This window comes from Jiangella sp. DSM 45060 (assembly GCF_900105175.1).
Lineage (GTDB): Bacteria > Actinomycetota > Actinomycetes > Jiangellales > Jiangellaceae > Jiangella.
In genome coordinates this window covers 3,813,877-3,838,234 of the sequence record NZ_LT629771.1, presented here as the reverse complement: position 1 = coordinate 3,838,234, position 24,358 = coordinate 3,813,877, and the positions used below count along the sequence as shown (strand labels likewise).

At 72.8% G+C, this 24,358-nt stretch carries 21 protein-coding genes; 15 read left to right on the top strand and 6 right to left on the bottom strand.

What is annotated here, in order from left to right; all coding sequences use genetic code 11:
* Window positions 1-61 precede the first annotated feature (61 nt).
* The 5 genes from BLU82_RS17275 to BLU82_RS17255 are packed head-to-tail and all read left to right on the top strand — an operon-like array spanning window position 62 to window position 6,914.
* Window positions 62-1,423 carry a sugar ABC transporter substrate-binding protein gene (locus tag BLU82_RS17275; RefSeq protein WP_092622390.1) on the top strand — a complete coding sequence of 454 codons (1,362 nt, stop codon included), beginning with the start codon at window positions 62-64 and terminating at the stop codon, window positions 1,421-1,423.
* Window positions 1,410-2,456 (top strand): carbohydrate ABC transporter permease, encoded by a 1,047-nt coding sequence (locus tag BLU82_RS17270; protein WP_157741074.1) that lies wholly within the window; start codon window positions 1,410-1,412, stop codon window positions 2,454-2,456. The genes BLU82_RS17275 and BLU82_RS17270 overlap by 14 nt, the downstream gene beginning before the upstream one ends.
* The gene (locus BLU82_RS17265) at window positions 2,453-3,364 is read left to right on the top strand and encodes a carbohydrate ABC transporter permease (protein ID WP_092622388.1); all 912 of its coding nucleotides are present in this window, start codon (window positions 2,453-2,455) and stop codon (window positions 3,362-3,364) included. Before BLU82_RS17270 ends, BLU82_RS17265 begins: the two co-directional genes overlap by 4 nt.
* A 23-nt stretch (window positions 3,365-3,387) precedes the next feature.
* Entirely contained in the window at window positions 3,388-5,082 is a 1,695-nt protein-coding gene (locus BLU82_RS17260; RefSeq protein WP_092622387.1) for a hypothetical protein, read from the top strand.
* Window positions 5,082-6,914 carry a sugar-binding domain-containing protein gene (locus BLU82_RS17255; protein ID WP_092622386.1) on the top strand — a complete coding sequence of 611 codons (1,833 nt, stop codon included), beginning with the start codon at window positions 5,082-5,084 and terminating at the stop codon, window positions 6,912-6,914. The genes BLU82_RS17260 and BLU82_RS17255 overlap by 1 nt, the downstream gene beginning before the upstream one ends.
* 99 nt (window positions 6,915-7,013) lie before the next feature.
* Here the strand turns inward: BLU82_RS17255 and glnA are convergent, their stop codons facing one another.
* Window positions 7,014-8,438: a type I glutamate--ammonia ligase gene (gene glnA / locus BLU82_RS17250; protein ID WP_092622385.1), complete on the bottom strand. Its 1,425-nt coding sequence runs from the start codon at window positions 8,436-8,438 to the stop codon at window positions 7,014-7,016.
* A 188-nt stretch (window positions 8,439-8,626) separates the two neighbouring features.
* Here glnA and BLU82_RS17245 point away from each other — a divergent pair, with 188 nt between their 5' ends.
* Window positions 8,627-9,040 carry an RDD family protein gene (locus BLU82_RS17245; RefSeq protein ID WP_092622384.1) on the top strand — a complete coding sequence of 138 codons (414 nt, stop codon included), beginning with the start codon at window positions 8,627-8,629 and terminating at the stop codon, window positions 9,038-9,040.
* A 6-nt stretch (window positions 9,041-9,046) separates the two neighbouring features.
* On the opposite strand, the gene BLU82_RS17240 is transcribed toward BLU82_RS17245, so the two are convergent.
* Entirely contained in the window at window positions 9,047-9,748 is a 702-nt protein-coding gene (locus BLU82_RS17240) for a DUF4191 domain-containing protein (RefSeq protein WP_092622383.1), read from the bottom strand.
* A gap of 87 nt (window positions 9,749-9,835) precedes the next feature.
* Between BLU82_RS17240 and BLU82_RS17235 the strand changes: the two genes are divergently transcribed.
* The 7 genes from BLU82_RS17235 (at window position 9,836) to BLU82_RS17205 (ending at window position 18,513) form a co-directional block, all read left to right on the top strand.
* Window positions 9,836-11,125, top strand: a complete 1,290-nt coding sequence (locus BLU82_RS17235) for a hypothetical protein (RefSeq protein WP_092622382.1) — start codon at window positions 9,836-9,838, stop codon at window positions 11,123-11,125.
* Window positions 11,122-12,135, top strand: coding sequence for a hypothetical protein (locus tag BLU82_RS17230; RefSeq protein WP_092622381.1), 1,014 nt, complete (start codon window positions 11,122-11,124; stop codon window positions 12,133-12,135). Before BLU82_RS17235 ends, BLU82_RS17230 begins: the two co-directional genes overlap by 4 nt.
* Window positions 12,132-14,183 (top strand): hypothetical protein, encoded by a 2,052-nt coding sequence (locus tag BLU82_RS17225; RefSeq protein ID WP_092622380.1) that lies wholly within the window; start codon window positions 12,132-12,134, stop codon window positions 14,181-14,183. Before BLU82_RS17230 ends, BLU82_RS17225 begins: the two co-directional genes overlap by 4 nt.
* Window positions 14,177-15,454 carry a CHAT domain-containing protein gene (locus BLU82_RS17220; RefSeq protein ID WP_092622379.1) on the top strand — a complete coding sequence of 426 codons (1,278 nt, stop codon included), beginning with the start codon at window positions 14,177-14,179 and terminating at the stop codon, window positions 15,452-15,454. The genes BLU82_RS17225 and BLU82_RS17220 overlap by 7 nt, the downstream gene beginning before the upstream one ends.
* 118 nt (window positions 15,455-15,572) lie before the next feature.
* The gene (locus BLU82_RS17215; RefSeq protein WP_092622378.1) at window positions 15,573-16,379 is read left to right on the top strand and encodes a hypothetical protein; all 807 of its coding nucleotides are present in this window, start codon (window positions 15,573-15,575) and stop codon (window positions 16,377-16,379) included.
* Window positions 16,376-17,362, top strand: coding sequence for a PA2928 family protein (locus tag BLU82_RS17210; RefSeq protein WP_092622377.1), 987 nt, complete (start codon window positions 16,376-16,378; stop codon window positions 17,360-17,362). Before BLU82_RS17215 ends, BLU82_RS17210 begins: the two co-directional genes overlap by 4 nt.
* Window positions 17,362-18,513: a PA2928 family protein gene (locus BLU82_RS17205; RefSeq protein WP_092622376.1), complete on the top strand. Its 1,152-nt coding sequence runs from the start codon at window positions 17,362-17,364 to the stop codon at window positions 18,511-18,513. The genes BLU82_RS17210 and BLU82_RS17205 overlap by 1 nt, the downstream gene beginning before the upstream one ends.
* Before the next feature lie 99 nt (window positions 18,514-18,612).
* Here the strand turns inward: BLU82_RS17205 and BLU82_RS17200 are convergent, their stop codons facing one another.
* From BLU82_RS17200 to lipB, 4 genes are all read right to left on the bottom strand, one after another.
* The gene (locus tag BLU82_RS17200) at window positions 18,613-18,948 is read right to left on the bottom strand and encodes an Abi family protein (protein ID WP_197682277.1); all 336 of its coding nucleotides are present in this window, start codon (window positions 18,946-18,948) and stop codon (window positions 18,613-18,615) included.
* 68 nt (window positions 18,949-19,016) lie between these two features.
* On the bottom strand, window positions 19,017-19,778 hold the full coding sequence (locus BLU82_RS17195) for a hypothetical protein (RefSeq protein WP_092622374.1): 762 nt from the start codon (window positions 19,776-19,778) through the stop codon (window positions 19,017-19,019).
* Window positions 19,779-19,819: 41 nt separating this feature from the next.
* Complete coding sequence (lipA, locus tag BLU82_RS17190; protein ID WP_092622373.1) at window positions 19,820-20,749, bottom strand: lipoyl synthase; 930 nt, start codon at window positions 20,747-20,749, stop codon at window positions 19,820-19,822.
* A 9-nt stretch (window positions 20,750-20,758) separates the two neighbouring features.
* On the bottom strand, window positions 20,759-21,409 hold the full coding sequence (lipB, locus tag BLU82_RS17185) for a lipoyl(octanoyl) transferase LipB (RefSeq protein ID WP_197682276.1): 651 nt from the start codon (window positions 21,407-21,409) through the stop codon (window positions 20,759-20,761).
* A gap of 59 nt (window positions 21,410-21,468) precedes the next feature.
* Here lipB and BLU82_RS17180 point away from each other — a divergent pair, with 59 nt between their 5' ends.
* Both BLU82_RS17180 and BLU82_RS17175 read left to right on the top strand, forming a co-directional pair.
* Window positions 21,469-22,482 (top strand): LLM class flavin-dependent oxidoreductase, encoded by a 1,014-nt coding sequence (locus BLU82_RS17180; RefSeq protein WP_092622371.1) that lies wholly within the window; start codon window positions 21,469-21,471, stop codon window positions 22,480-22,482.
* 130 nt (window positions 22,483-22,612) lie between these two features.
* Complete coding sequence (locus tag BLU82_RS17175) at window positions 22,613-24,355, top strand: BCCT family transporter (protein ID WP_092622370.1); 1,743 nt, start codon at window positions 22,613-22,615, stop codon at window positions 24,353-24,355.
* Window positions 24,356-24,358 lie beyond the last annotated feature (3 nt).

Here is a 24,358-nt window from a genome sequence, read left to right as displayed (position 1 = left end):
GCACACCTGTTCTGCCACGTGGCAGACGCAGGCCGGCGTTCGGACTCGAAGGAGAGATCGCGTGGCACACCGCACCAGACCGTCCCTCGCCGCGGCAGCGGCCGGCGTGCTCGCCCTGACGGCGGCATGCAGCAACACCAGCAACGACGACGGCGACCAGTCGTCGGGCAAGCAGACCGTGCGGGTCATGCTCTGGGGCAATGACGCCGATATCAGCTCCATCCAGGAGGCGGCCGCCGGCTTCATCGAGGCCAACCCCGACATCGAGATCGCGTGGGAGACCGGCGACTGCGCGGTCGACTACGCCGCCTGCAAGACCCTGATCGCCGGCGGCAACATGGCCGACGTCTTCGTCACCGGCAGCTGGAACTACTTCGAGGCCGCTCACGACGGTGTCCTGGCCGACCTCACGCCGTACTTCGAGGACGGCGAGGTCGCGCGGGACGACTTCACGCCCGCGGTGCTCGACGCGCTCACGTCCCCGTCGGACGACAAGGTGTACGCCCTGCCGATGGGCTACAACATCCAGTCGCTGTTCTTCAACAAGGACATGTTCCAGGCGGCTGGCCTCGAGGAGCCGCCGGCCGACGGGTCGTACACCTACGACGACCTTCGGGAATGGGCGGCCCTGCTGACGCTGGACGGCGCCGGGCGCAACGCCACGGACCCGGACTTCGACCCCGACGACATCCAGCAGTACGGCTACTTCAACTTCGCGGCCGCGCCGATCGAGCCCGGCTACGCGCCGGTGCTCCGGGCGTTCGGCGGCGGCATCCTCGGCGGCGAGCTGCGCAACGAGTGCCTGGCCGAGGACCCCGGAACCGTGGCCGGCTTCCAGTGGCTGCAGGACCTGATGTGGGTGGACCACTCGGCCATCACTCCGCAGCTGCAGCAGGAGGAGCCGGGGCACACCCGCTGGGTGCGCGGCCAGGTCGCCATGCAACAGGGCTCCCACGAGCAGGTGCTCGCGGTGCGTGAGCAGAACCCCGGCCTGAACTACGGCATCGCGGCGCTACCGTCCGGGCCCGCGGGGCAGGCGACGCTGTTCCAGATCCACACCTGGGCGATGCTCGACGACTCCGACGTGAAGGACGGAGCCTGGGAGTTCATCAAGTACATGGCGACCGAGGGCTCCGGCGGCCAGATGGGGCTGATCCCCGCCTATGGCGACCGGGCGCTCGGCCCCGACTTCGCCGAGGCCGAGGGCGAGCCCGAGGGGCTCGTCGAGGCGCAGCTCGACCCGGCCGGCTGGCCGCTCGCCTTCACCAACACCGACCCGTCGGTGGTGTGGAGCGGGGTCTCCAGCCAGGACGGCATCGGCCCGGCCATCGAGGAGATCATCACCAACAAGAAGACCGCCGCCGAGGCACTCGACGGCGTCTGCGAAGCCAAGATCGACCCCATCCTCAATGCCGCAGGCTGACAACGCGCTGGTGAACGAGAGCAACCGAGCGATGCCGGAGCGGAACGCGCGCAGGGCGCGCAACCGATCCCGGAACGGGACGCTGGGACGGCGGCAGGCACGTGTCGCCTACTGGTTCGTGCTGCCGCAGGTGATCGGCCTGCTCGCCTTCACGGCGGTGCCGCTCGTGGTGTCGCTCGGTTACTCGTTCACCCGCTGGGACCTGATCGCCCCGTCGCCGGAGTTCATCGGCCTGGAGAACTGGCGGTACCTGCTGCAGGACGACCGGGTCCCGACGGTCCTGCTCAACACCGCCAAGTTCGTCCTGATCGGCACCAGCAGCTTCCTGCTGTTCTCGCTCGTGGCCGCGCTGATGACCTACGTGCCGAGGCGTGGCGTGGGCCTGTACCGAGCGGCGATCTTCCTCCCGTACGTCCTGTCCCAGATCGCGATCGGCGTGATCTGGCGATGGATGTTCAACAGCCAGTCGGGTCCGATCACGCTCGGCGTCGAGCTGTTCGGGATCAACAGTCCGGACTGGCTGCTGGACCCCGCCACCGCGATGGCGTCGATCGCGCTGGTCACCACCTGGCAGGCCCTCGGCTTCGGCATGACGCTGTTCATCGCGTCGCTGCAGGGCGTTCCGGCCACGCTGACCGAGGCGGCGACCGTCGACGGCGCCAACTGGCTGCAACGGTTCCGCCACGTCACCGTCCCGATGATCTCGCCGACCGTCTTCTTCCTGGTCGTGACGTCGCTGATCGGCGCTCTGCAGCTGTTCGACCCCGTCGTCGCGATGACCTCCTCGACGTCCGGTCCGTCCACCGCGGGCGGGCCGGAGAACTCCACCCGGACGCTGGTCCTCTACCTGTACAACCAGATGTTCAACTACAACGAGTCGCTCTCCGGACTCGGCTACGCCGCGGCGCTGGCCTGGATGCTCGCGCTGCTCACGTTCTTCATCACCGCCGTCCAGTTCGCGGTCAGCCGCCGCTGGGTCCACTACACCGACGCCCCGGCCGGGCGCACCGGAAGGGGGCGTCGACGCCCATGACACTCGCACCGCCGCAGCAGCCCGCTGCCGCTGCCGCCGGCCCGGGCGATCCCGTCGAGTCCCGCCGCCGGGTCTCGCGCCGGATGTCCGGCCGGGTCACCACCGCCACCTACCACGCGCTCATGATCGTGCTGGTCGTCGCCTACGTGTTCCCCGCGCTGTGGGCGGTGTCGATGTCGCTGCGCACCGACGCGAACATGTTCCGCTCCGACCAGCTGATTCCGCACCCGATCACCTTCGAGCACTACGCGAACCTGTTCGACGTGCTGCCCGACTTGTGGCGCTACTTCCTCAACACGGTCGTCATCGCCGTGGCCGGGACCGCCGGCACACTGTTCTCGAGCTCGCTCGCGGGCTATGCGCTGGCCCGGTTCCGGTTTCCCGGCCGGACCCCGCTGTTGGTGACGCTCCTGCTCACGCTGATGGTGCCGGTGCACGCGACGCTGATCCCGCAGTACGTCATCTTCCGCAATCTCGGCTGGCTCAACGGACCGCTGCCGATCATCGTGCCGATGTTGTTCGGGACGGCGTTCGCGACCTTCTTCTTCCGTCAGTTCTTCCTGACGCTGCCGCGCGAACTCGAGGACGCGGCGGCGATCGACGGGGCCGGGCCCGGGCGCACCTTCTTCTCCATCATCGTGCCGCTGGCCGGGCCGGCATACCTCGCGCTCGGGCTGCTGACGTTCGTCGGCCTGTGGAACAGCTTCTTCGTGAACTCGATCTACCTGAGCACCCAGGACAGCTGGGTGCTCACCCAGGCGCTGCAGTCCCTGATCGGCCGCTACAACGCGCAGTACGGCGAGATCATGGCCGGCGTCACCCTCACGTCCCTGCCCATCCTCGTCGCCTACGTCATCGTGCAGCGCTGGATCGTGCGCGGCATCTCGATGACCGGCCTCGCCAACTGACCGACCGAAGGAGCGGCTGGACCATGCGGACGCCACGCACCGAGGCCACCATTCGGGTCGCCACCGATCGCCCCGACGGCCCACCCTTGTCCAAGGACAGGATCGCGATCTACAACTCCGGTCTGGTCCCGATCGAGCGGTACGAACGCGACCGCGAGTACTTCGTCCGCGCCGGCGCGGAGTCCCTGCGCATCGATCTCGGCTGGGGCGCGGAGTGGATGCCCCGCACCGTCGAGGTCGTCCAGGCTGACGGGGGCGGCGGCTACACCTACCATTTCGACGAGACCGACGCTCTCGCGACGTTCCTCACGAGCACCGCGACCCGCCCCTACTGGTCCTACTGTTACGTGCCCGCCGCCGCGCGCCGGCCCGGGCAGGGCTGGATGGGCATGGCGGCCGACGACAGCGTCTGGGTGAACACCGTCCGCAGCTATGTCGCCGGGGTGCGAGAACGCGGCGTCGACGTCGGGTACCACGAGGTCTACAACGAGCCCGACCTGCGCGACGAGCGCACCGGCGCCCCGCACTTCTACGAAGGCGATCTCGACGACTACCTGGACCTCTACCGCGCGACCTCGGCGGCCATCCGTGCCGCCGACCCGCACGCGAAGATCGGCGGCCCCGCGCTCGCGGTGACCTCGATCAACGCGCACTGGCTGGCGGCGTTCCTCGACGTCGTCCAGCGTGAGCACCTGCCGCTGGACTTCCTCTCGTTCCACCACTACGGGCACTTCGGCACCGAGAACACGATCCGGCTGGTCCACGACGTCCTCGACCGGTTCTCCGGCTTCGAACACCTCGAGCTGCACCTCAACGAGTACAACTCCTTCACGATCGACTACCCGCGCGGCGGCATGCAGGACACGCACTGGCTGGCGTCCTCGTTCGCCGCGGAGATCCCCCGCCTGCTGTCTCATCGGGCGATCACCAGAACGCACTGGGCCCAGTTCCTCGACAGCGGCCAGGGCAACTTCTCCGGGATGATCGACATCGACGGCCGGCCCAAGCCCATCTACGAGGTCTACGAGTTCTACCAGCAGATGCCGCTGACCCGGGTCGCCGTCGAGGTCGATGGTCCCGTGGGCATGGGCGCCATCGCGAGTGCCGACGGACCCAGCAGCGCCGTGCTGGTCTGGAACCGGGCCCAGAATGCGGTCGACACCACGATCCTCCTCACCGGCTCCGCCGATGCACCGGGACGGCTCACCGTCGTCGACTCCACCGGAACCCACACGCGGGACGTGGACTCGTCCGCCGCCGGCGCCGTCCACCTGGAGGCGGGTGCGGTCGCCCTCCTCGGCTTCGGTCCGGTGCGGGATCGCCGGCCGCGGCGCTGCACGTCCATCCTCGAGCGCCCGAACCGGGACGACGACGGATGGGCCGACGTCGACGAGGCCACCGGGACCGTTCACGTCGGGACCGGAACCCGGCCGCCCGCCTGCCGGGTGGTGCGCATCGAGACGGCGGCGCCCGGCCTGGCCGCGAGCATGTGGCGTCTGGTCGGGGCACCCGGTGACACCGCTACGCCGACGATCCACCTCATCGTCGAGACCGACGACGACACCACCCGCGAACAGCTCGGCGGAGCGCCGGCCCGCTGCCCCGTCACCGGCGAGCCACCACGGGCGCGGCGACCCGGCACGACCCGGCTGACCTTCGTCCTCTCGTCCCTGACCCCTGACACCCAGTGGGTCCTCGCACCGGAAGATGCCACCTGATGACGACCAGCATCACGCCCGCCGCCCCGACCGCCACGATCCGCGCCGGCTGGGCGCCCGGCGGCCGAGCTGAGAACGACGACGCCTACCCCCGGCCGCAACTGCGCCGGACGGGCTGGGTTCTCCTCGACGGCCCGTGGTCGTTCCTGGAGGACGCGGCGGACCGTGGCGTCGACCTCCGGCTCTTCGACGCCGGCAGCGACTGGGGCGCGGCGGACACGATCACCGTGCCGTTCCCGCCGGAGTCCACCGCTTCGGGCATCGGCCGCGACGTCGCGAACGTGCTGTGGTACCGGCGCGACCTCGGCCCCATCGACATCCCCGCTGACCAGCGCGTCCTGCTGCATTTCGAGGCCGTCGACTACCACGCGCACGTGTGGCTCAACGGCCAGTACCTCGGCTTCCACGAAGGCGGGCAGGCGCGCTTCAGCTTCGACATCACCCAGAGCCTGAGCCCGCGGGGCGCCAACATCCTGACGGTTCGCAGCTACGACGCCGCGGAGGACCTCGAACAACCCCGCGGCAAGCAGGACTGGCAGGCCGAGCCGCACGCCATCTGGTACCGGCGCACCTCCGGCATCTGGCGCTCGGTCTGGCTCGAGCACGTCCCGCGGACCCACGTCAGCCGGCTCGGCCTCGCTGTCGCCGCGGACGACTCCGTCGAGACGACCGTCGAGGTCACCGGACCGTGGGACGGCATCGACGTCGAGCTGGTGTTCTCGTTCGGCGGCCGGACCCTGAGCCGGTCACGGCACCAGCTCCTGGGCGCCACGCTGACCACCCGGGTGCACCTGGTCGATCCGCAGCTGCACATCGAACCGAACGACCTGCGATGGGCGCCCGAACACCCGCATCTCATCGACGTCGAGGTCGTCGTGGCGCGAGGCGCGGACCGGGTCGATCACGTGACGTCCTATCTGGGGCTGCGCACCGTCGGCGTCGACGACCGGCACTTCATCCTCAACGGACACCCCTACTTCCTGCGCATGGTGCTCGAGCAGGGCTACTGGCCGGCGACCCATCTCGCGGCGCCGTCTCCGCAGGCCCTGCGGGCCGAGGCGGAACTGATCAAGGACCTCGGGTTCAACGGGCTGCGGGTGCACCAGAAGGTCGCCGACCCCCGGTTCCTGTACGAGTGCGACCGCCTCGGTCTGGTCGTCTGGGCGGACACCGCGGCGAGCTACGCCTTCAGCCCTCGGTCGCTGCGCCGGCTCACCCAGGAGTGGTTCGAGATCGTCGAACGCGATCGGAACCACCCGTGCGTCGTCGCGTGGGTGCCGTACAACGAGAGCTGGGGCGTCGCCCACCTCGAGCACAGCGCGGCGCAGCGCTCGGCCGTCGCCGGCGTCCACGCACTCCTCAAGGCGCTGGACCCCACGCGCGTCGTGCTCGGGAACGACGGCTGGGAGTACGTCGCCGGCGACGTCGTCGGGATCCACGACTACACCCACGACGCGGCCGCCCTCCGCGGCCGCTTCGGCAGCCTCGAAGCGGCACGGAACACCGTCCGGACCGAGCGCTCCGGCGGCCGCCGGCTGCTGCTCGCCGGCCACGGCGACGGGCCGCGTCGCCCGATGGTGCTCACCGAGTTCGGCGGGATCAACCTGCACAACGGTGACGAGGCGTGGAGCGGGTACGGCGACGCCGAGGACGAGCAGGACTTCCTGTCGCAGCTGAGTGCGCTGGTGGCGGCGACGCTCTCGAGCGGTCTCGCCGGCTACTGCTACACCCAGCTCACCGACACCCTCCAGGAACAGAACGGCCTGACCTCCGCCGACCGGGTGCCCAAGGTCCCGATCGAGAGTCTCCGGGCGATCTTCGGCCGGCCGTGACCCGGACGTCTCGGCCCGGCGGACGGCTCCAAAAAGAGAACCGCCGGCCGCGCCTCGAGGCAGGCGGCCGGCGGCTCCCGTCAGGGGAGTGCCCTGCGATCAGATGTCGAAGTAGAGCTCGAACTCGTGCGGGTGCGGACGCAGCCGGATCGGGTCGATCTCGTTGGTGCGCTTCCAGTCGATCCAGGTCTCGACCAGGTCATCGGTGAAGACGCCGCCCTCGAGGAGGTAGTCGTGGTCGGACTCGAGGGCGTCGAGGGCCTCGCCGAGCGATGCCGGGACGGTGGCGATGCTGGCGTGCTCCTCGGGCGGCAGCTCGTACAGGTCCTTGTCGACCGGCTCGGGCGGCTCGATCTTGTTGCGGATGCCGTCGACGCCGGCCATGAGCATGGCGGAGAAGGCGAGGTACGGGTTGCTGGACGGGTCCGGGACGCGGAACTCGATGCGCTTGGCCTTCGGCGACGTGCCGGTGACGGGGATGCGGACCGCCGCCGACCGGTTGCGCTGCGAGTAGACCAGGTTGACCGGCGCCTCGAAGCCCGGCACCAGGCGGTGGTACGAGTTCACCGTCGGGTTGGTCCAGGCCAGCAGGGAGTCGGCGTGCTTGATCAGGCCGCCGATGTACCAGCGCGCCATGTCGGACAGGCCGCCGTAGCCGAGCTCGTCGTAGAACAGCGGGTCGCCGTTCTTCCACAGCGACTGGTGGCAGTGCATGCCCGAGCCGTTGTCGCCGAACAGCGGCTTCGGCATGAAGGTGGCGGTCTTGCCGGCTTCCCAGGCGACATTCTTGACGATGTACTTGAACAGCATCAGGCGGTCGCCGGCGTGCTTGAGGGTGTCGAACTTGTAGTTGATCTCGGCCTGGCCGGCGGTGCCGACCTCGTGGTGGGCCCGCTCGATCTCGATGCCGACGGTGGTCATCGCCTTGACCATGTCGTCGCGCAGGTCGGCGTAGTGGTCGACCGGCGGGACGGGGAAGTAGCCGCCCTTGTACCGCGTCTTGTAGCCGCGGTTGCCGCCCTCTTCGACGCGGCCGGTGTTCCAGGCGCCCTCGATGGAGTCGATGTGGTAGTAGCCGGCGTTCGCCTTGGTCTCGAAGCGGACGTCGTCGAAGACGTAGAACTCGGCCTCGGGGCCGAAGTACACGGTGTCGGCGATGCCGGAGCTGGCGAGGTACGCCTCGGCCTTGGCTGCGATGTTGCGGGGGTCGCGGCTGTACGGCTCGTTGGTGAAGGGGTCGACGATGGAGAAGTTCAGCGCGAGGGTCTTGGCCTTGCGGAACGGGTCGACGAACGCCGTGGCGGGGTCGGCCATGAGCTTCATGTCGGACTCGTGGATGGCCTGGAAGCCACGGATCGAGGAGCCGTCGAACATGAGGCCCTCGGCGATGGCGTCGGCGTCGAAGGCCGAGGCCGGCACGTTGAAGTGCTGCATGACGCCTGGCAGGTCGCAGAAGCGGACATCGATGAACTCGACGCCCTCGTCCTTGACGAACCTCAGCAGCTCGTCCGGGTTGGTGAACATCCGCATCTCCTTCGCGCCTCGGCGGCGCAGTATCCGCATCCGTCACAGTCGGCGTTGACCGTATGACCCTCGTGGTCGGGACGCTAGATTCCCGGGATTTCCCGGCCGTGTCCCGAGTGTTTCGCCAGTGTTACGTGCGATGTGGAGGCGGTCCGCGCGGCGCGGCGCCCACCGCCTAGGCTCACAGGGTGAGCTCCACGTCCCCCGATCTGCAGCTGCCCGACCACGGCCCCGGCTCCGCCGCCGGCTGGGGACGGCGGTTCGCCGCGCTGCTGCTCGACTGGCTGGCCGGCAACCTGGTCGCGTTCATCGTCACCGGCGGGAACACCGGCGTGTGGGACGCGCAGAGCGACGTGTTCTGGCTGCCGCTGATCTGCTGGTACCTGCTGGTGGTGGCGTCGACGACGCTGGCCGGCGGCAGCCTCGGGCAGCTGATGCTCGGGCTGCGCGTCGCTCACCTGGGCGGACGGCGCATCAGCCCGCTCATCGCGGCGGTGCGGACGTTGATGATCGCGCTGATCATCCCACCGGTGGTGGCCCTGCGCGACGGCCGCGGCCTGCACGACCTCGCGTCGAACACGGTGGTCGTGAACGCCCGCTGACCGGGCTCAGCGCCCGGGCATCTGGGTGCCGCGCGGGATGCGGGCGCCCTTGGGCAGCGGGCCCTTCGGGATGCCGATGGGCGTGCTGCCGAGCGCGCGCAGCCGCGCCCGCAGCTCGGTGACCTCGGCCGGGCGGATGTTCTTCGGCAGCTTGTTGAGGTGCCGGGTGAGCCGGGGGAGCGGCACCTGGCCCTCTTCGCGCCCGACGATGACCTCGACGACCGGCATCTCCGGCGCGACCCGGCTGTGCCGCTTCTTCTCCTGCGCGAGCAGGTTGGCGACCCGGCCGGGGACGCTGCCCTCACCGATGAGCACGATGCCGGGCCGGCCGACGGCGCGGTGGACGACGTCCTGGTAGCGGTTGGCGCCCACCATGGGGGTGGTCTCCCAGCCGCGGCGCAGCGTGCCGAGCGCGGCCGCGGCGGCGCCGGGCTGCCCCTCGATCTGGGAGTACGCGGCCCGCTCGGCCCGCCGCCCGAACACGATGGCGGCGCCCAGCAGCGCGATGGGCAGGCCGACGATGATCCACAGCCACAGCGGGCCGACGAAGATGCCGACGACGACCGCGAGCGCGAGGACGCCGAGCAGGATGCCCAGCGTGATCCAGCCGACCCAGCGGTCGGACCGGCGCGCCATCTTGTACGTCTGGCGGATCTGCGCGATGCGCCCGGTCTTCTCGGGCGTCCCCTGGTCGTCGTTGCGTGCCATGGGGAGAAGAGTACTTCCTGGCGGGCCGCTCGCCCGACCGGGTGAACGCCGAGGTCGGCCAACGGGCGGCCGGTAGAATCCGACACCGTGAGCAGCCGCGGCGGGACCACCCTCGACGCGGCCACCCGAGTCCCGCGCGATCAGCTGCTGGCGCAGGCCTGGGCCGGGCTCGGCGACGGCGTCACTCCGCTGAGCAACGCCTCCGGCCGGCCGCTGGTCCGCACGGTCCGGCTGATCCTCGACCCCCTGGTGCTGCGGCCGGCGCAGAACCCGCGGTTCGCCGGCGCGACGGTCGCCGCGGCCGACGCGGCGGACCTCACCCGGCTCGTGGCCGCCGCCGGACCCGTCCTGACGGCGACGGCGGCCTGGTTCGTGCTGGTCAAGCGGGAGCGACGGCGCGCCGGGGTCACCGACGGCAATCCGCAGGAGCGGTACTTCCAGCGCTGCTACGAGCTGGCCCACCGGCACGGTCACCCCGACGACGTCGCGGGCGCCGCCGAGCTGGCCGCCGCCACCGTCGCGGCGGCTCGGACGGCGGACGGACGGGTGACGGCGGCCGCCGTGCGCGCCTACGTCACCGACCCCGCGCACGCCGCCGAGCTGGCCCGCCGGCTGGACGCGGCCTGGACGGCGCGCGAGGCGCCGGCCGCTCCGTCCGAACCGGCGCCGCAGCTGGACGAGGTGCTGGCGACCTGCGCCACGGCGCCCGATCCGCGGGCCTGGGCGGCGCTCGTCGACGGCGGGCACGGCAGCTGCGACGCCGCGCACCTGGAGCCGCCCGGCGCGGCCCGCCACCACGGCCTGACCGACCGCGCGTCCGTCACGCCGCCCGGGCTCGGCGACGCCGCGTCGAAGCGGGGACTGCCGAAGCCGTTCGACCGCTCCGTCCTGGAGCGGCTGTTCGCCGGGGTCGCGACGGGGCACCCGATCGACGGCGACGTCGCCGCGCTGGTCGGCGCCGAGATCGGCCGGTCCGCGCGGCCGTGGCAGCTGGCCGGCGAGCCCGGCCGGGTGCTGCTGGCGCTGGGCCGCGCCGCCGCCGCGGCCCTGGACGACGACACCGGACGGGCGCCGGACGACGCGCGGTCCCGGCTGCGGTCGCGCTGGCGGCGCGAGGCGTACGTGCACCGCGTGCTGCGGCTGCCTCCGGCCGAGGCGGCCGCCGTCCCGGACGAGCTGCGGGCCGAGGTGCGCGACGTGCGGGCCGCGTACCTGCGCCGGCTGTGGGTCCGGCTGCACGGCCGTGAGCTGCGCGGTCAGGACGTCGACGCCGGTCAGTGCTGGGACCTGCTGGACGGCGTGCTGCGCTCGGTCATCCTCGACCAGCGCGACCGGCTGCGCACCGCGCTGTCCCGCGACGCGGAGGCCCGGCCGTGATCGTCACCCGCACGGCCGACGGCGTGAGCGTCGGGCCGCCGCCCGCGCACCCGGAGCGGACGGCGCTGGTCGAGGCCGCTGGCGCGCTGCTGACCTGGGACGTCGTCGCGCCGACGGAGCTGCCGTCCGCCACGGTCCACGACACCGGCCGCGCCGCCGGGTGGCTCTGGGAGCTGTACGGCGTAGACGTCGCCGCGGCGGTTCAGGACGCGACACCGGACGGCATCGACGTCGCGGCCGTGCCCGCGGACCGGCGGGTCCTCGACGCCGTCCGCACGCTCGCGCGGCTGACCTGGGCCGAGGCCTGGTGGCCCGCGTCGGCCGCCGCCGGGGTGCTGGCGCTGGACCGCGGCCTGCTGCGGGCCGAGCGTGCCGTCGCGGCCGCCGCGGCGGAGCACCTGCTGGACGACGACGAGGCGGTGGAGCGGGCGCTCGCGGTCGCCGCGCCGCCGCACGGGCACCCCGAGCTGGCGGCGGCGCTCGTCGCCGTCGCCGAGGACTACGGCGTCGCGCTGCCCGCCGCCGTCGTCACCCCGGAGCGGGCCGGCCTCGCGCTTGCCGCCGGTGGTCCCGGCGACGGCGCCGGCGTGCTGGTGGCGCGCGGGTCCACGCCGGTGAGCTGGACGGACGTCCCGCCGGGCCTCGTCGACGCCGCCGCGGAGGCGAGCTGGACGATCCGCCGCGCCGACGACACCGTCGTGGAGGTCTCGGTGCCGGCCGCGCCCGATCCATGGGCGCCCGCGACGGCGCTGCGCGCCCGGTTCGGCCCGGCGGATGTCGTGCTCGCGCCGACCCGCGAGGGACTGTTCGCCGGGACGGCGACGATCCCGGCGTCTGCGCTGCTGCTGCCGGCCGCCGAGCGGGCCGCGCTCGTCTACGTGCCGGCCCTGACGACCGCGCCCGAGCCGGTGCGCCCGGACGACCTCGCCCGCCGGGCTGCGATCGTCGCCGCCGCGCGGGCCCGGCCGGCCGCGCCGGACGCCACGCTGACCGAGCGGGCGGCCACGTGACCGCCCGGGCCGGGCTCGGCCCCGCCGCCCGGGCGGGGCTCGGCTCCGCCGCCCGGGCGGGGCTCGGCTCCGCGGCGGCGTACGGCCCGCGCTGGGCGGAGCACGGGCGCGAGCTCGCCACCGCCGCGGCGGAGTTGGCGGCGGGCCGGCCGGAGGCGGCCGAGGCGATCCTCGCCGCGATCCGTGCCGCCACGGAGGGCTGCGACGACGCCGAGGGCCGCGATCTGCGGGCCCGCGCCCTGCACCTGCTCGCCATGGTCGCCGACGACCAGGGTGACCTCGCCGCCGCGCTGGCGCTGGCCGACGAGAGCCTCGCCGCGGGCGGCCCGGCCACCCGGGCGGCGACGCTGGTCAACCGGGCGCAGACGCTGGAGCGGCTGGGCCGCAGCGCCGACGCGCTGCGCGACCTGGACGCCGCCGCGGCCGCCATCGGCGACCCGGCCGCGGACGACCCGGCTGCCGTCGCGGTCCTTGACCCGGCCGCCGCCGACGTGGACGGCGGGGCGGAGCGGGGGAGTATCCACCCCTCCCGGCCGGGTGGGCCACCTACTGTAGGGCTGCGCACCGACAAGGTCGTCCGGCGCGGCGCGGCGGCCGCGGACGACCCGGCCGCCGCCGACGTGGACGGCGGGGCGGAGCGGGGCAGTATCCACCCCTCCCGGCCGGGTGGGCCACCTACTGTAGGGGCGCGCACCGACAAGGTCGTCCGGCACGGCGCCGCGGCCGCGGACGACCCGGCCGCCGCCGACGTGGACGGCGGGCCGGAGCCGGACAGTACCCACCCCTCCCGGCCGGGTGGGCCACCTACTGTAGGGGCGCGCACCGACAAGGTCGCCCGGCACGGCGCCGCGGCCGCGGACCTCCCGGCCGGTCCCGCGCCCGGCGCCGCTCCTGAGGCGCCGGCTGTCCTCGTCTTCGCGCTGCACAACAGCCGCGGCGTCTCGCTGCTGAGCCTGGGCCGGGCGGCGGAGGCCGAGGCGGCGCTGCGCCGGGCGCTCGCCGTCGCGCACGAGCGCGACCCGGGGCTGGCCGGGCACGCGCACGCGAACCTCGCGGCGCTGGCCGCCCGCGTCGGCGACCACGAGGCCGCCGCCCAGCAGCTCGGCCTGGCCGCCGAACTGCACGCGCTGACCGGCGACGAGGCCGCACAGGCCCTCGCGCTGGAGAACCAGGCCCGGCAGGCGCTGGGTCGCGGCGACCTCGCGGCGGCCGAGCGTGGGTTCGCCGCCGCGCAGGAGGCGTACGAGCGGCTCGGCCGGGTCCACGACGTCGCCGGCTGCCAGGTGGGGCGGGCGGCGGTCGCGCTGCGCCGCGCGCGGCCGGGTGCGGCGCAGCAGCTGCTGTCGTCCGCCGTGACGGTGCTGGCCGATGCCGGCGACGCCGCGCAGCTGACCGAGTGCCTGCTGCTGCAGGGCGACCTCACCACCGTCGTCCAGGGCTTCGCCGCCGGTGAGGAGGTCTACCTGGCCGCCCGGGAGCGGTGCGAACGGCTCGGGCTGCGGCACGAGACCGCCCGCGTCGACGTCCGCCGGGCGATGATCGTCGCCGCCTCGACCCGCATCACGCCGCGCCGCAAGGAACGCGTCCGCCGCCGCGAGGCCGCGCTCGGCCTGGTGCTGCCCGCCGCGCTCGCGACCGACGCGATCCGGTACGGCTTCGCCGCCGGGCCGGTGCGCGAACGGTGGGCCCGCTCCGTCGCCGCGCCCGCGCTGACGCTGGCGTTCGAGCTGGTCACCCGGTTGGAGTGGACGGCTCTGGCGTTCGAGCTGGTCGAACACGCGGCCGCGACGGTGACCCTGACGCCGTCCGCCGACTCGCCCCGGCTGCTCGACGCCGACGACGCGTTCGCCGGGCATGCCTGGGCCGCGCTCAGCGCCGCCGCGACCGACGGCCCCGGGTTCGCTCCGCCGGACACCGAGCTGCTGGCGCTGCCGCCGCGGCTGCGGATGCTGCCGTCCGGCGACGGCGTGCTGGACGGCTTCATCGACGCCGCCGAGGAGCGCTACGGGTTCCCGGTGCGCTCCGCCGAGGTGGTGCCGGCATGGTGAGCCTGCGCCGCCGGCCCGCCGTCGACCTGCGGGTGCTCGACGGCCTCGGCGCCGCGCGGCCGGTCGTCCAGGTGAAGTTCGTCGACGCCGGTGACCTGTATGTGACGTGGCGGTGGGAGCACGCGCCGGGCGAGCCGCGCGTCACGGCGCTGGAGCGTTCCCGCGTCCAGCCCGCCCTCGACGACCTCGCCCGGGCACTGCCGTCGCCGCTGCCCGGCGAGGACTCGGCCGCGGCGCTCGCCCGTGCGCTCGGCGGCCCGCTGCTGGACCGCGAGCGCGAGCACGCCCTCAGCACCCGGCTGGCGCAGACGCTGCTGCCGTTCCGCCTGGCGGCCGAGCTGAACGAACTGGGCGTCCGCGGCGTCCGCCCGCACCTGCGCGTCCAGCCGTCGCCGTCGACCGCGCAGGTGCCCTGGGAGGCGCTGCCCGGCGACGCGGGGGAGCGGGTCGCCGATCTCGTCGACGTCTCAGTGCTGCCGCCCGCGACCGTGCGCCACGCGATCGGCCGCCGGGTCGCGCCGTGGGACCCGGACGGTCCGTTGGCAGCGGCGCTGGACCCGCGGGTGCCCGGCTTCCCGGACGGGTCCGCGCTCGGCTCGGTGCTCGGGCCGGTCGAGGCCGGGTCCACGCTGGCGGCGATGGCCGACGCCCTCAGGCCGCGGCTGCGCCCGGCCGTCTCGTCGGCCACCGACGCGTTCCGCCGCGACGACGTCGACCGCGATCGGCTGGAGGGTGAGCTGGCCACCGCCGCCCGGTTCCTCTACGTCGGGCACGTGACGACGGCCGAGCACGGGCTCGGCGCCGCACTGCACCTCTCCTGCCCGGCGTCGGCGCCCGGCCGCGCGGCGCCGGTCGGCGCGCACCGTCCGCTCACCGCGGCCGACCTCGCCTTCGGGCACCGCACCGACGATCCGCGGCCGTGGCGGCTGCCCGCCCGGGTCGCCCTGATCGCCTGCGAAAGCGGCGGCGACGCCCGCTTCGCCGAGTCGTCCGGGCTGGTCGCGGCCATGGTGCAAGGCGGGGCCGAGCACGTGACGGCCGCGCGCTGGCCGCTGCCGACCGACGCCGGGCTGCCGGGCGGCGGGCTGGCCGACGCCGTCGTCGCGGTGAACGACGCGCACGAGGCGCCCGACCCGGTGGCGGCGCAGGTGGCCTGGCAGCGCGACCGAGCCGCCCGCTGGTGGCGCACCGGCGACCCGTCCTGCTCGCCGCTGTTCTGGGGCGCCTTCTCGACGGCGTACGCGCCCGCGACCGCAGGGACGGCGACATGAACGCGAGCCGGAGTATGGCCCGCCCCTCGAGGGAGGGTGCCCTCCCTACGGGCGGGCACCGACAACGTCGGCCGAATCCGTGATCGGTAGGGACGACGCGCCTGACAACGTCGGGCGCATGGGAACCACCGACTACTCCGACGTCGTGTTCTCGGTCCACGACACCGGCGACCACATCGTGCGGGAGCGGCCGCGTCGCAGCGCCGGAGCCTGGACGCTGTTCGTCCTCGTGTGCCTGGTCTACGCGGCGGCCGTCCCGGTCACGACCGTGGTGCTCATGGACGTGATGATGGCGGGCCACGGGCTCGGCACCGTCGCCCTGTGGGCCGGGCCGCCGGCGGTCGTGGCGCTGGCCGGCGGTGTCGCCGTCAACGCGATGGGTGAGTGGCTGACCGGCCGGTCTAGCGCGGGGACGCGGCTCATGCTGGGACTCGGGCTGCTGGGGTTCGGCGGCGCTCTGACGGCGCCCCTCAGGCACGCGTGGTCCGACCACAGCTCGAACGTCCCGGTGCTGATCGGCGCCGCCTTCCCGGGCTCGGTCGCGCTGGCCGGCGCGATCCTGACCGGCCGCGGGGTCGTGCTGGCGCGGGGCGCGATGCGCCGTCAGGCGGGTATGCGGGAGCTGCGCGCTCGCGGCCGGCGCGACGCCGGTGTCCTGGAGTCGGTGCGGTTCCTGAAGTCGTGGCCGTCGTCGCTGCCGGAGTTCGAGGTGGTCGTCGGCTACGGAGCGGGGCAGCGGCTGACCGCCCGGCTGGTGACCGACCCCGAGCGGGTGCCGCTGCCGGGCGCCCGGCTGTGGGTGCACACGGTCCCCGGCGGCTCCGACGCCCTGATCGAGCTGGACGGCGACGGGCCGGTCGCGTTCGACCCGCGGGCCGACGAGTATCGCCAGCCCTGCGGCGACGGCGGAGGTGGTGGCGCATGAGGCGCCGGCTGCTCGTCGTGCTCGCGCTGGTCGTCGCCGTGCTGGGAGCCGGTGTCACCGCCCTCGCCGTCGACGGCGTCGACGGGCCCACGCGGCCGTCGCTGGACCTCGCGGTCACCACGATCGACGGCCGCGACGTCGCCGTCGTCGCGTACCGGCACGAGGCGGGCGGGACCATGGGCGCGATCCTGTGGGCCTTCGCACGCGAGATCACCGTCCGGGTGGCGGCGATCGACCTCGAGACCGGCGAGCACCTCTGGGACCGCCAGCTCTCCGCCGCGTACCCGGCCATCGAAGCCGGTGTGCTGGCGGCCGGCGACGGGTACGCGTACGTCACCACCGACGACGGCCTGGTGATCGTCGACCTGGGCGACGGCGACGTGGTGGCCCGCGGCGACGGCATCGACGGCCTCGGCGCGGGGTACCTGGCGTCGCTCACCGCGTACGCCTACGACGCCGCGACGGACGCCGTCGTCACCCTCACGTCCGGCGGCGAGGTGCTCGCCGTGCCGGTGGGGACCATGACGGCGCAGCCGGCCGACCCCGACGCCGCCGACCGGTGGCGCGACGCCCTGAACGTCGACACCGTCCGCGACCTCTACGGCGACGAGTCGGGCACGACGTCGAAGAGCGCCCTCGCGGCCGACGGCAGCTCGATCGACCTCAACACCTGGGCCACCCGGACCGACTTCTTCCTGCTCGACACCGGCGCCGAGCGGTACGGCATCGCCGCCGGGTCCGGGTTCTACGTCCTGGAGGCGCTGGAACAGCCGCACTCGATGCTGTCGATCGTCGACCCGGCGACCTACGAACCGGCCCACACGTACCGGCTGCCCGGATCGCTTCGGCAGGTGGTGAACGCGCCCGGCGACCGGGTGCTGATCCTCACCGAGACCGGCGACGAGACCGGCCTGCTGGTCGTGGTCACCGCCGGCGGCTTCACCGAGTTTCCGGTCGGCGCTCCCGGAATGCGGTGGTTCTGATGCTCAAACGCCTGGGCGCGGTCGTATCCGGCCTGATGCTGCTCGTCCTCCTCCTCGGCGCATACGTCGTGCCGGGCTTCGTGATCCGGACGACCGCGTCGATCGAAGGCCCGCCGTTCCTCACCACCATCGACGGGCGCGACGTCGCGCTGATCGGGTACGACGACAACGGCATGCCGGGCCTGCGCCCCGGCGGCCTGGGCACGGGCGTCCTGGCCGTCGACGTCGCGACGGGGGAGACGGTCTGGGACGCGGACCTGCCGGAGGCGACGTGGGGTCCGGAGGTCGTGGCGGCCGGCGAACGGTACGTGTACGTGCGGCACACGTTCGGTGTGGCGATCATCGAGCTGGACGACGGCGACACCGTGGCGAGCGACGAGGACATCGACGGGCTCGGCGACGAGGTGCCGCACGGCCGGTGGGACAACTACGTGTACGACCCGCGTCGCGAGGCCGTCCTGTTCGCGACCGACGACGGTGAGACCCGGCTGTTCCCGCTCGACGAGACCGCCGCGACGGCCGCCGACGACGCGACCCGCGACGCGTGGGGGTGCCAGCTCGGGCGCGAGGGCGGCGCCGCGCACGTCACGTACGACCAGACCCGCGAGGTGGCCGAGACCGGCGACATCGGCCTCGTGCCGCCGGAAGGCACGCCGGCCGGGCTGGCGATCACGCGGCTGAACGTCGTCGAGAACGGGGTGCGGCGCGAGCTGTCGCCGGTCGACTTCTACGCCGCCGGGCTGGTCCAGGAGGTCGTGCCGCGGCTGCCGCCGGAGCGGTCCTGCGTCGGCCTGGACTGGCCGTACGACCTCTTCGAACCCGGCGACGAGGCGGTTCTGACGACCGCCGGCCTGGCGAGCGGCCACGTCATCGTCCAGAGCAGCGCCGGCCCCAACGACGAGGAGAACCGGCGGCTCACCGTGGTCGACGTCGAGTCCGGCGAGATCACCGCGACCCTCGACGTGCGCGGCGGCGTCGAGTCGGCCTCCACCGCCCCGTCCGGCGAGGTCGTCCTGATCGTCGAGGCCGGCTGGGAGGGACCGTTCGGCTCACCGGGCGGCCCGTCGCCCACCGACCACGTGGTGATCGTCGGCACCGACGGCGCCGCGCGCGACATCGTCGTGGCGGAGAAGGGCTGGTTCGGCCTCTGACCGATCGGGGTCAGCGCCGCCAGAGGCGACTTGCGACCTGCCAGTTGTCTTGTGCACCCAGATGTGCCAGCGGTACGGCTCGGAAGGCGGGGAACGACCTCACCACGGCAGGCAGAAGCGTGGTTCGTCCGAGCCGAAGTCCTCCCGCGAGGAGCTCAGCTCGGCCCGGTAACGAGCGAGCCATCTGCGATAGGTCTCGCCTCGCTGGGCCCTTGTCGACAGCTTGCTGGGATCGAGGTGCACGCATGGGTCCACGCGGCCGAGCTCATGACCGAGCGGCGCGCGAAGTGCCAGCTCGGTCGGTGCGAGGACGGAGAAGGTGGCGGCTCTCAGCCTGGCATCGAAGTCGTCCAGTGCGACCACGTCGGACAGCCGAGTGCCCGGGTAGAACTCGTCGGCTCGCCCGGCCTCGTCGTTCCGGTCGCCGACGTCCATTCCACGTCGACTCAGGAGGTCGACCTGCTGTTCATGGATTCGCAACGGCGTCGTGCCCCGCGCGGACCTCAGCGGTCGCGGACTCCTTCGATGGTCCATCGCACGGTGCCGTCGTCGCCCGTCTCGGGCAGCAGGACCTGCCACGGGTTGATGGACGTGGCGCGGATGAGGTAGCCGCCCTGCGCCTCGGGGCCGAACAGTTCGGTGGCGGGCAGCACCCGGCGCTCGCCGATGCGCTCCTGCGCGGCTGTGCGCGCGTCGCCGTCGTCGCGCAGCGCGTCCAGCCAGTGGTGGAAGGCGGCGTGCAGCCGGCCCGCCTGGGTATCGCCGATTCGGGTCTCGATGGCGATCCTGGACGGGTCGGTGCCCTCGTGCGCCTCCAGTCGCAGGGTGCTCAGGAACGTCTGGACCATGATGCCGTCGCGGTTGATCCGCTCGTACAGCTCCCGCAGGCGGCGCGGGTGGTCGCGCTTGCCGCGCACGTACGACATCGGCGCCCAGCACAGCCAGGCCACGCCCAGCCCGAGCACCAGGAACCACGGCGGCCAGTACGCGATCAGCCCCAGCCACCCCGGCAGCGTGCCGTCGAACGGGTCGAGCGGCCTCTGGTAGCGCATGAGGTGCAGGCCCACGGCGACGCAGAACGCGCCGCCGATGCCGTACATCAGCGGCATCGCCAGGTACTCGCCACGGTGCGGCAGCAGCCTGGTGAAGGTCTCGAAGTCGGACAGGTCGGGCGGAGCCGGGCGCCTCGACGGCGGGGCCGGGCCGTCGATCGGTGCACGCCGCCAGGCCGCCGCGGGGTCGCCGGGCCACGGTTGCTGCGTCATGCGGGCAGCCTCGCGCCATGGCGGCGCCTACCGATCACGGGTCAGCGGGCGGCGCGGGCCTCCATGGCCTGCCGGTAGAGCCGTCCGGCGCGGTACGACGAGCGCACCAGCGGCCCGGACATGACGCCGGCGAAGCCCAGCTCCTCGGCCTCGGCCTGCAGCTCGACGAACTCCTCGGGCTTCACCCACCGCTCGATCGGGTGGTGACGCACGGACGGGCGCAGGTACTGCGTGATGGTGATGAGGTCGCAGCCGGCGCCGTGGAGGTCGGCCAGCGCCTGGGAGATCTCCTCGCGGGTCTCGCCCATGCCCAGGATGAGGTTGGACTTGGTGATCATGCCGGCGGCGCGGGCGATGGAGATGACGTCCAGCGAGCGCTCGTACCGGAACGCCGGCCGGATGCGCTTGAAGATGCGCGGCACGGTCTCGACGTTGTGCGCGAACACCTGCGGCTGCGCGTCGAACACCTGCTGCAGGAGGTCGGCCTTGCCGGAGAAGTCGGGGGTGAGGATCTCGACCCCGGTGTTGGGGTTGAACTTGTGGATCTCGCGGATGGTCTCGGCGTACAGCCAGGCACCTTCGTCGGGGAGGTCGTCGCGGGTGACGCCGGTGACGGTGGCGTAGCGCAGCCCCATGGCCTGGACGGACTCGGCGACGCGGCGGGGCTCGTCGCGGTCGAGGTCGTCGGGCTTGCCGGTGTCGATGAGGCAGAAGTCACAACGGCGGGTGCAGTGGTCGCCGCCGATGAGGAACGTGGCCTCGCGGTCTTCCCAGCACTCGAAGATGTTGGGACAACCGGCCTCCTGGCAGACCGTGTGCAGGCCCTCGCGTTTCACCAGCGACTGCAGCTCGCGGTACTCCGGGCCCATGGTCGCCTTCGTCTTGATCCAGGAAGGCTTCTTCTCGATCGGCGTCTCGGCGTTGCGCACTTCGAGGCGCAGCAGCCGACGTCCCTCCGGCGCGACAGTCACCCCTCCACCCTACGTCTGCGGCTGCAGCGCGAGCAGCTCGTCGAGGTGACCTTCGACATACGGCAGCGCCTCGGCGACGGTGACCCGGCGGCCCAGCTCCCGCGACAGCGTGGTGGTGCCGGCGTCGCTGATGCCGCAGGCGATGATGCGGTCGTACCAGCCGAGGTCGTTGTCGCAGTTCAGGGCGAAGCCGTGCATGGTGACGCCCTGGGCGACGCGCAGCCCGACGGCGCCGAGCTTGCGGTCGGGGGAGCCGTCGCCGGGCTGGATCCAGACGCCGCTGCGGCCGTCGACCCGGACCGCGTCGACGCCGAAGTCGCGGCAGACGTCGAGCATGAGCTGCTCGACCCGCCGGACGTAGCCGATGACGTCGTACGGCTCGGGCAGCTGCAGGATCGGGTAGCCGGTGAGCTGCCCTGGCCCGTGCCAGGTGATCTTGCCGCCGCGATCGACATCGATGACCGGCGCACCGGCATCCAGCAGCGGCCGTTCCTCGGGCGTGGTGCGCTTGCCCGCGGTGTAGACCGCCTCGTGTTCCAGCAGGACGACGGTGTCGCCGATCTCGCCGGCCACCCGCGCGGCGTGCAGGCGCCGCTGCTCGTCCCACGCCTCCTGATACGGCACGAACCCGTCATGCCGGATGATCCGTAGCTCGCCCACGGACGTCGAGCCTACGCCCGCCGGGAAGTCCTGCGGCAACCGCGCGGTTGGGACCTGTCGTGGCGACCTTCCGCGGAGTACCCCTGTCCGTCCTCGACCTCGCGCCCGTCGTGACCGGCTCCACGCCGTCCGTCGCGCTGGCACAGACCCTGGAGCTGGCCCGGCACGCCGATGACCTCGGCTTTCGCCGTTACTGGATGGCCGAGCACCACAACATGCCGGGCATCGCCAGCTCGTCGCCGCCGGTCCTCATCGCGGCGGTGGCCGCGGCGACGACGTCGATGCGGGTCGGGTCGGGCGGGGTGATGCTGCCGAACCACATGCCGCTGGTCGTCGCCGAGCAGTTCGGCACGCTGGCGGCGCTGCATCCGGGCCGCATCGACCTCGGCATCGGCCGCGCGCCCGGCACCGACGGGCTGACGGCGCACGCGCTGCGCGGCAGCAGCGACCCCCGGCTGGTCGAGGAGTTCCCGCAGCACCTGGCCCAGGTCCGGGCGTTCCTCTCGGGGGAGTGGCCGGACGATCACCCGTACGCCGCGATCACCGCGACGCCGGGCCGCGGCGAGGACGTCCTCGTCTGGCTGCTCGGGTCCAGCGACTACAGCGCGCGGGCAGCGGCGGCGCTCGGGCTGCCGTTCTCCTTCGCCCACCACTTCAGCGCCGCGAACACCGTCCCGGCCCTGACGCTGTACCGCGACGGGTACCAGCCGTCGGCCGCGCACCCCGCGCCGTACGCGATGGTCGCCGTCAGCGTCATCCTCGCCGACGACGACGAGCGCGCGCAGTGGCTGGCCGGGCCGATGAAGCTGTCGATGCTGCGGCTCCGGACGGGTGCGCCCGGCCCGCTGCCCACGCCGGAGGAGGCCGCGGCGCACGAGTTCGCCCCGGCCGAGCTGGACATGCTCGCGCCGTTCCTCGGCGGCCAGATCGCCGGCGGCCCCGACACCGTCCGGCGGGAGCTGTCCGCGCTGGTGGAACGGACCGGCGCGGACGAGCTGATGGTCGTCGCCACGGTGACGCCACACGCCGACCGGCTGCGCTCGTACGAGCTGCTGAGCGTCCTGCAGCCCTGACCGTCTCCTCGACGCGACCCACCGGCAGCACTGATCGACGTGCCCCGGCGCGCCCCGGCCGTTACGTTGAATCGCGTCATTGCTGTGGGTGAAGAGAGGAGAAGTGCCCCACCGGGGTACGCCATCCGACGTGACTGTTGAACGAGGAACGACACAAGCCCGCAAGGCCGGCGTCCAAGGACCCGGATCCGACGCGCCCGCCGCCGCGGAGAGACGTCCGACCGACAAGATCGTCTTCGGCATCGCCGGCGGCATCGTTCTCGCGTTCGTGATCTGGGGCTTCGTCGACACCGACTCGCTGGCCAGCGCCTCGTCCGAGGCGTTGTCGTGGATCACGCACAACGCCGGCTGGGCGTTCGCGCTGACCGCCACCGGGTTCGTCGTCTTCATCCTCTGGGTGGCGTTCAGCCGGTACGGACGCATTCCGCTCGGCGCCGACGACGAGCGGCCGGAGTTCCGCACGTCCTCCTGGGTCGCGATGATGTTCAGCGCCGGCATGGGCATCGGCCTGATGTTCTTCGGCGTCAACGAGCCGCTGACGTTCTTCACCACCGACCCCGTGCCGGGGACGGGTGAGCCGGAGAGCATCGAGGCGATGAACACCGCCATGGCCACGACGCTGTTCCACTGGACGCTGCACCCGTGGGCCATCTACGCCGTCGTGGGCCTGGCCATCGCCTACGGCACGTTCCGGCGCGGCCGCAGCCAGCTGATCAGTTCGGTGTTCACGCCGCTGCTGGGACGACGGCGCATCGAGGGCGGCTTCGGCCGGGCGATCAACGTCTTCGCGATCTTCGCGACGGTGTTCGGCACGGCCGCGTCGCTGGGCCTGGGCGCGCTGCAGATCGGCAGCGGCCTGCAGGAGGTCGGCTGGCTCAACGACGTGAGCACCGGGCTGCTGGTGGCGATCATCGCCGTGCTGACCTTCGCGTTCGTCGCGTCCGCGGTGTCGGGCATCGAGCGCGGCATCCAGTGGCTGTCCAACACGAACATGGTGCTGGCCGCGGCGCTGGCGTTCTTCGTGTTCGTCGCCGGCCCGACGATCTTCATCCTCAACCTGCTCCCGACGGCCATCGGCGACTACTTCGCCGACCTCGCCGAGATGGCCGCCCGCACCGAGGCCAGCGGCGGCGACGCCATGCAGGAGTGGGTGTCCGGCTGGACGATCTTCTACTGGGCCTGGTGGATGTCGTGGACCCCGTTCGTCGGCATGTTCATCGCCCGCATCAGCCGCGGCCGCACCATCAGACAGTTCGTCGTGGGCGTCCTGCTGGTGCCCAGCGTCGTCAGCGTGATCTGGTTCTGCATCTTCGGCGGCACCGCCATCGACCTGCAACGCGGCGGCGAGGACATCGCCGGCACCGCGGAGAACCCGACCGGGCAGGAGGAACAGCTGTTCTCCGTGCTGCAACACCTGCCGATCACGACCATCGCGAGCGTGCTGGTCATGCTGCTGGTGGCGATCTTCTTCGTGTCCGGCGCCGACGCCGCGTCCATCGTCACCGGCACGCTGTCGCAGCGCGGGTCGATCGAGCCGTCGAAGGGCGTAGTCGTCTTCTGGGGGCTGCTCATGGGCGCCGTGGCGGCGATCATGCTGATGATCGGCGAAGGCGGTGCGACCGCCTTGGAAGGCCTGCAGAACATCACCATCCTGGCCGGGGCGCCGTTCATGCTGGTGATGGTCGGCGTGTGCGTGGCACTGGCCAAGGACCTGCGCACCGATCCGATGATGCTGCGCGAGGACCGCGGCGTCGAGGCCGTCGAGCAGGCCGTCGACTACGGGCTGGAACGCTACGACGGCGAGTTCCACCTGCAGGTGAAGAGCGGCGTCGACGGTATGGCGCCGCGCGACGATCCGGACCCGCGCCGCTGAGGC

Excerpts from the sequence above, each read along its gene's own strand:
- BLU82_RS17270 (WP_157741074.1), top strand. The coding sequence starts at position 1,410 with ATGCCGCAGGCTGACAACGCGCTGGTGAACGAGAGCAACCGAGCGATG.
- BLU82_RS17265 (WP_092622388.1), top strand. The coding sequence starts at position 2,453 with ATGACACTCGCACCGCCGCAGCAGCCCGCTGCCGCTGCCGCCGGCCCG.
- BLU82_RS17260 (WP_092622387.1), top strand. The coding sequence starts at position 3,388 with ATGCGGACGCCACGCACCGAGGCCACCATTCGGGTCGCCACCGATCGC.
- BLU82_RS17255 (WP_092622386.1), top strand. The coding sequence starts at position 5,082 with ATGACGACCAGCATCACGCCCGCCGCCCCGACCGCCACGATCCGCGCC.
- glnA (WP_092622385.1), bottom strand. The coding sequence starts at position 8,438 with ATGTTCACCAACCCGGACGAGCTGCTGAGGTTCGTCAAGGACGAGGGC.
- BLU82_RS17240 (WP_092622383.1), bottom strand. The coding sequence starts at position 9,748 with ATGGCACGCAACGACGACCAGGGGACGCCCGAGAAGACCGGGCGCATC.
- BLU82_RS17220 (WP_092622379.1), top strand. The coding sequence starts at position 14,177 with ATGGTGAGCCTGCGCCGCCGGCCCGCCGTCGACCTGCGGGTGCTCGAC.
- BLU82_RS17215 (WP_092622378.1), top strand. The coding sequence starts at position 15,573 with ATGGGAACCACCGACTACTCCGACGTCGTGTTCTCGGTCCACGACACC.
- BLU82_RS17210 (WP_092622377.1), top strand. The coding sequence starts at position 16,376 with ATGAGGCGCCGGCTGCTCGTCGTGCTCGCGCTGGTCGTCGCCGTGCTG.
- BLU82_RS17205 (WP_092622376.1), top strand. The coding sequence starts at position 17,362 with ATGCTCAAACGCCTGGGCGCGGTCGTATCCGGCCTGATGCTGCTCGTC.
- BLU82_RS17200 (WP_197682277.1), bottom strand. The coding sequence starts at position 18,948 with ATGGACGTCGGCGACCGGAACGACGAGGCCGGGCGAGCCGACGAGTTC.
- BLU82_RS17195 (WP_092622374.1), bottom strand. The coding sequence starts at position 19,778 with ATGACGCAGCAACCGTGGCCCGGCGACCCCGCGGCGGCCTGGCGGCGT.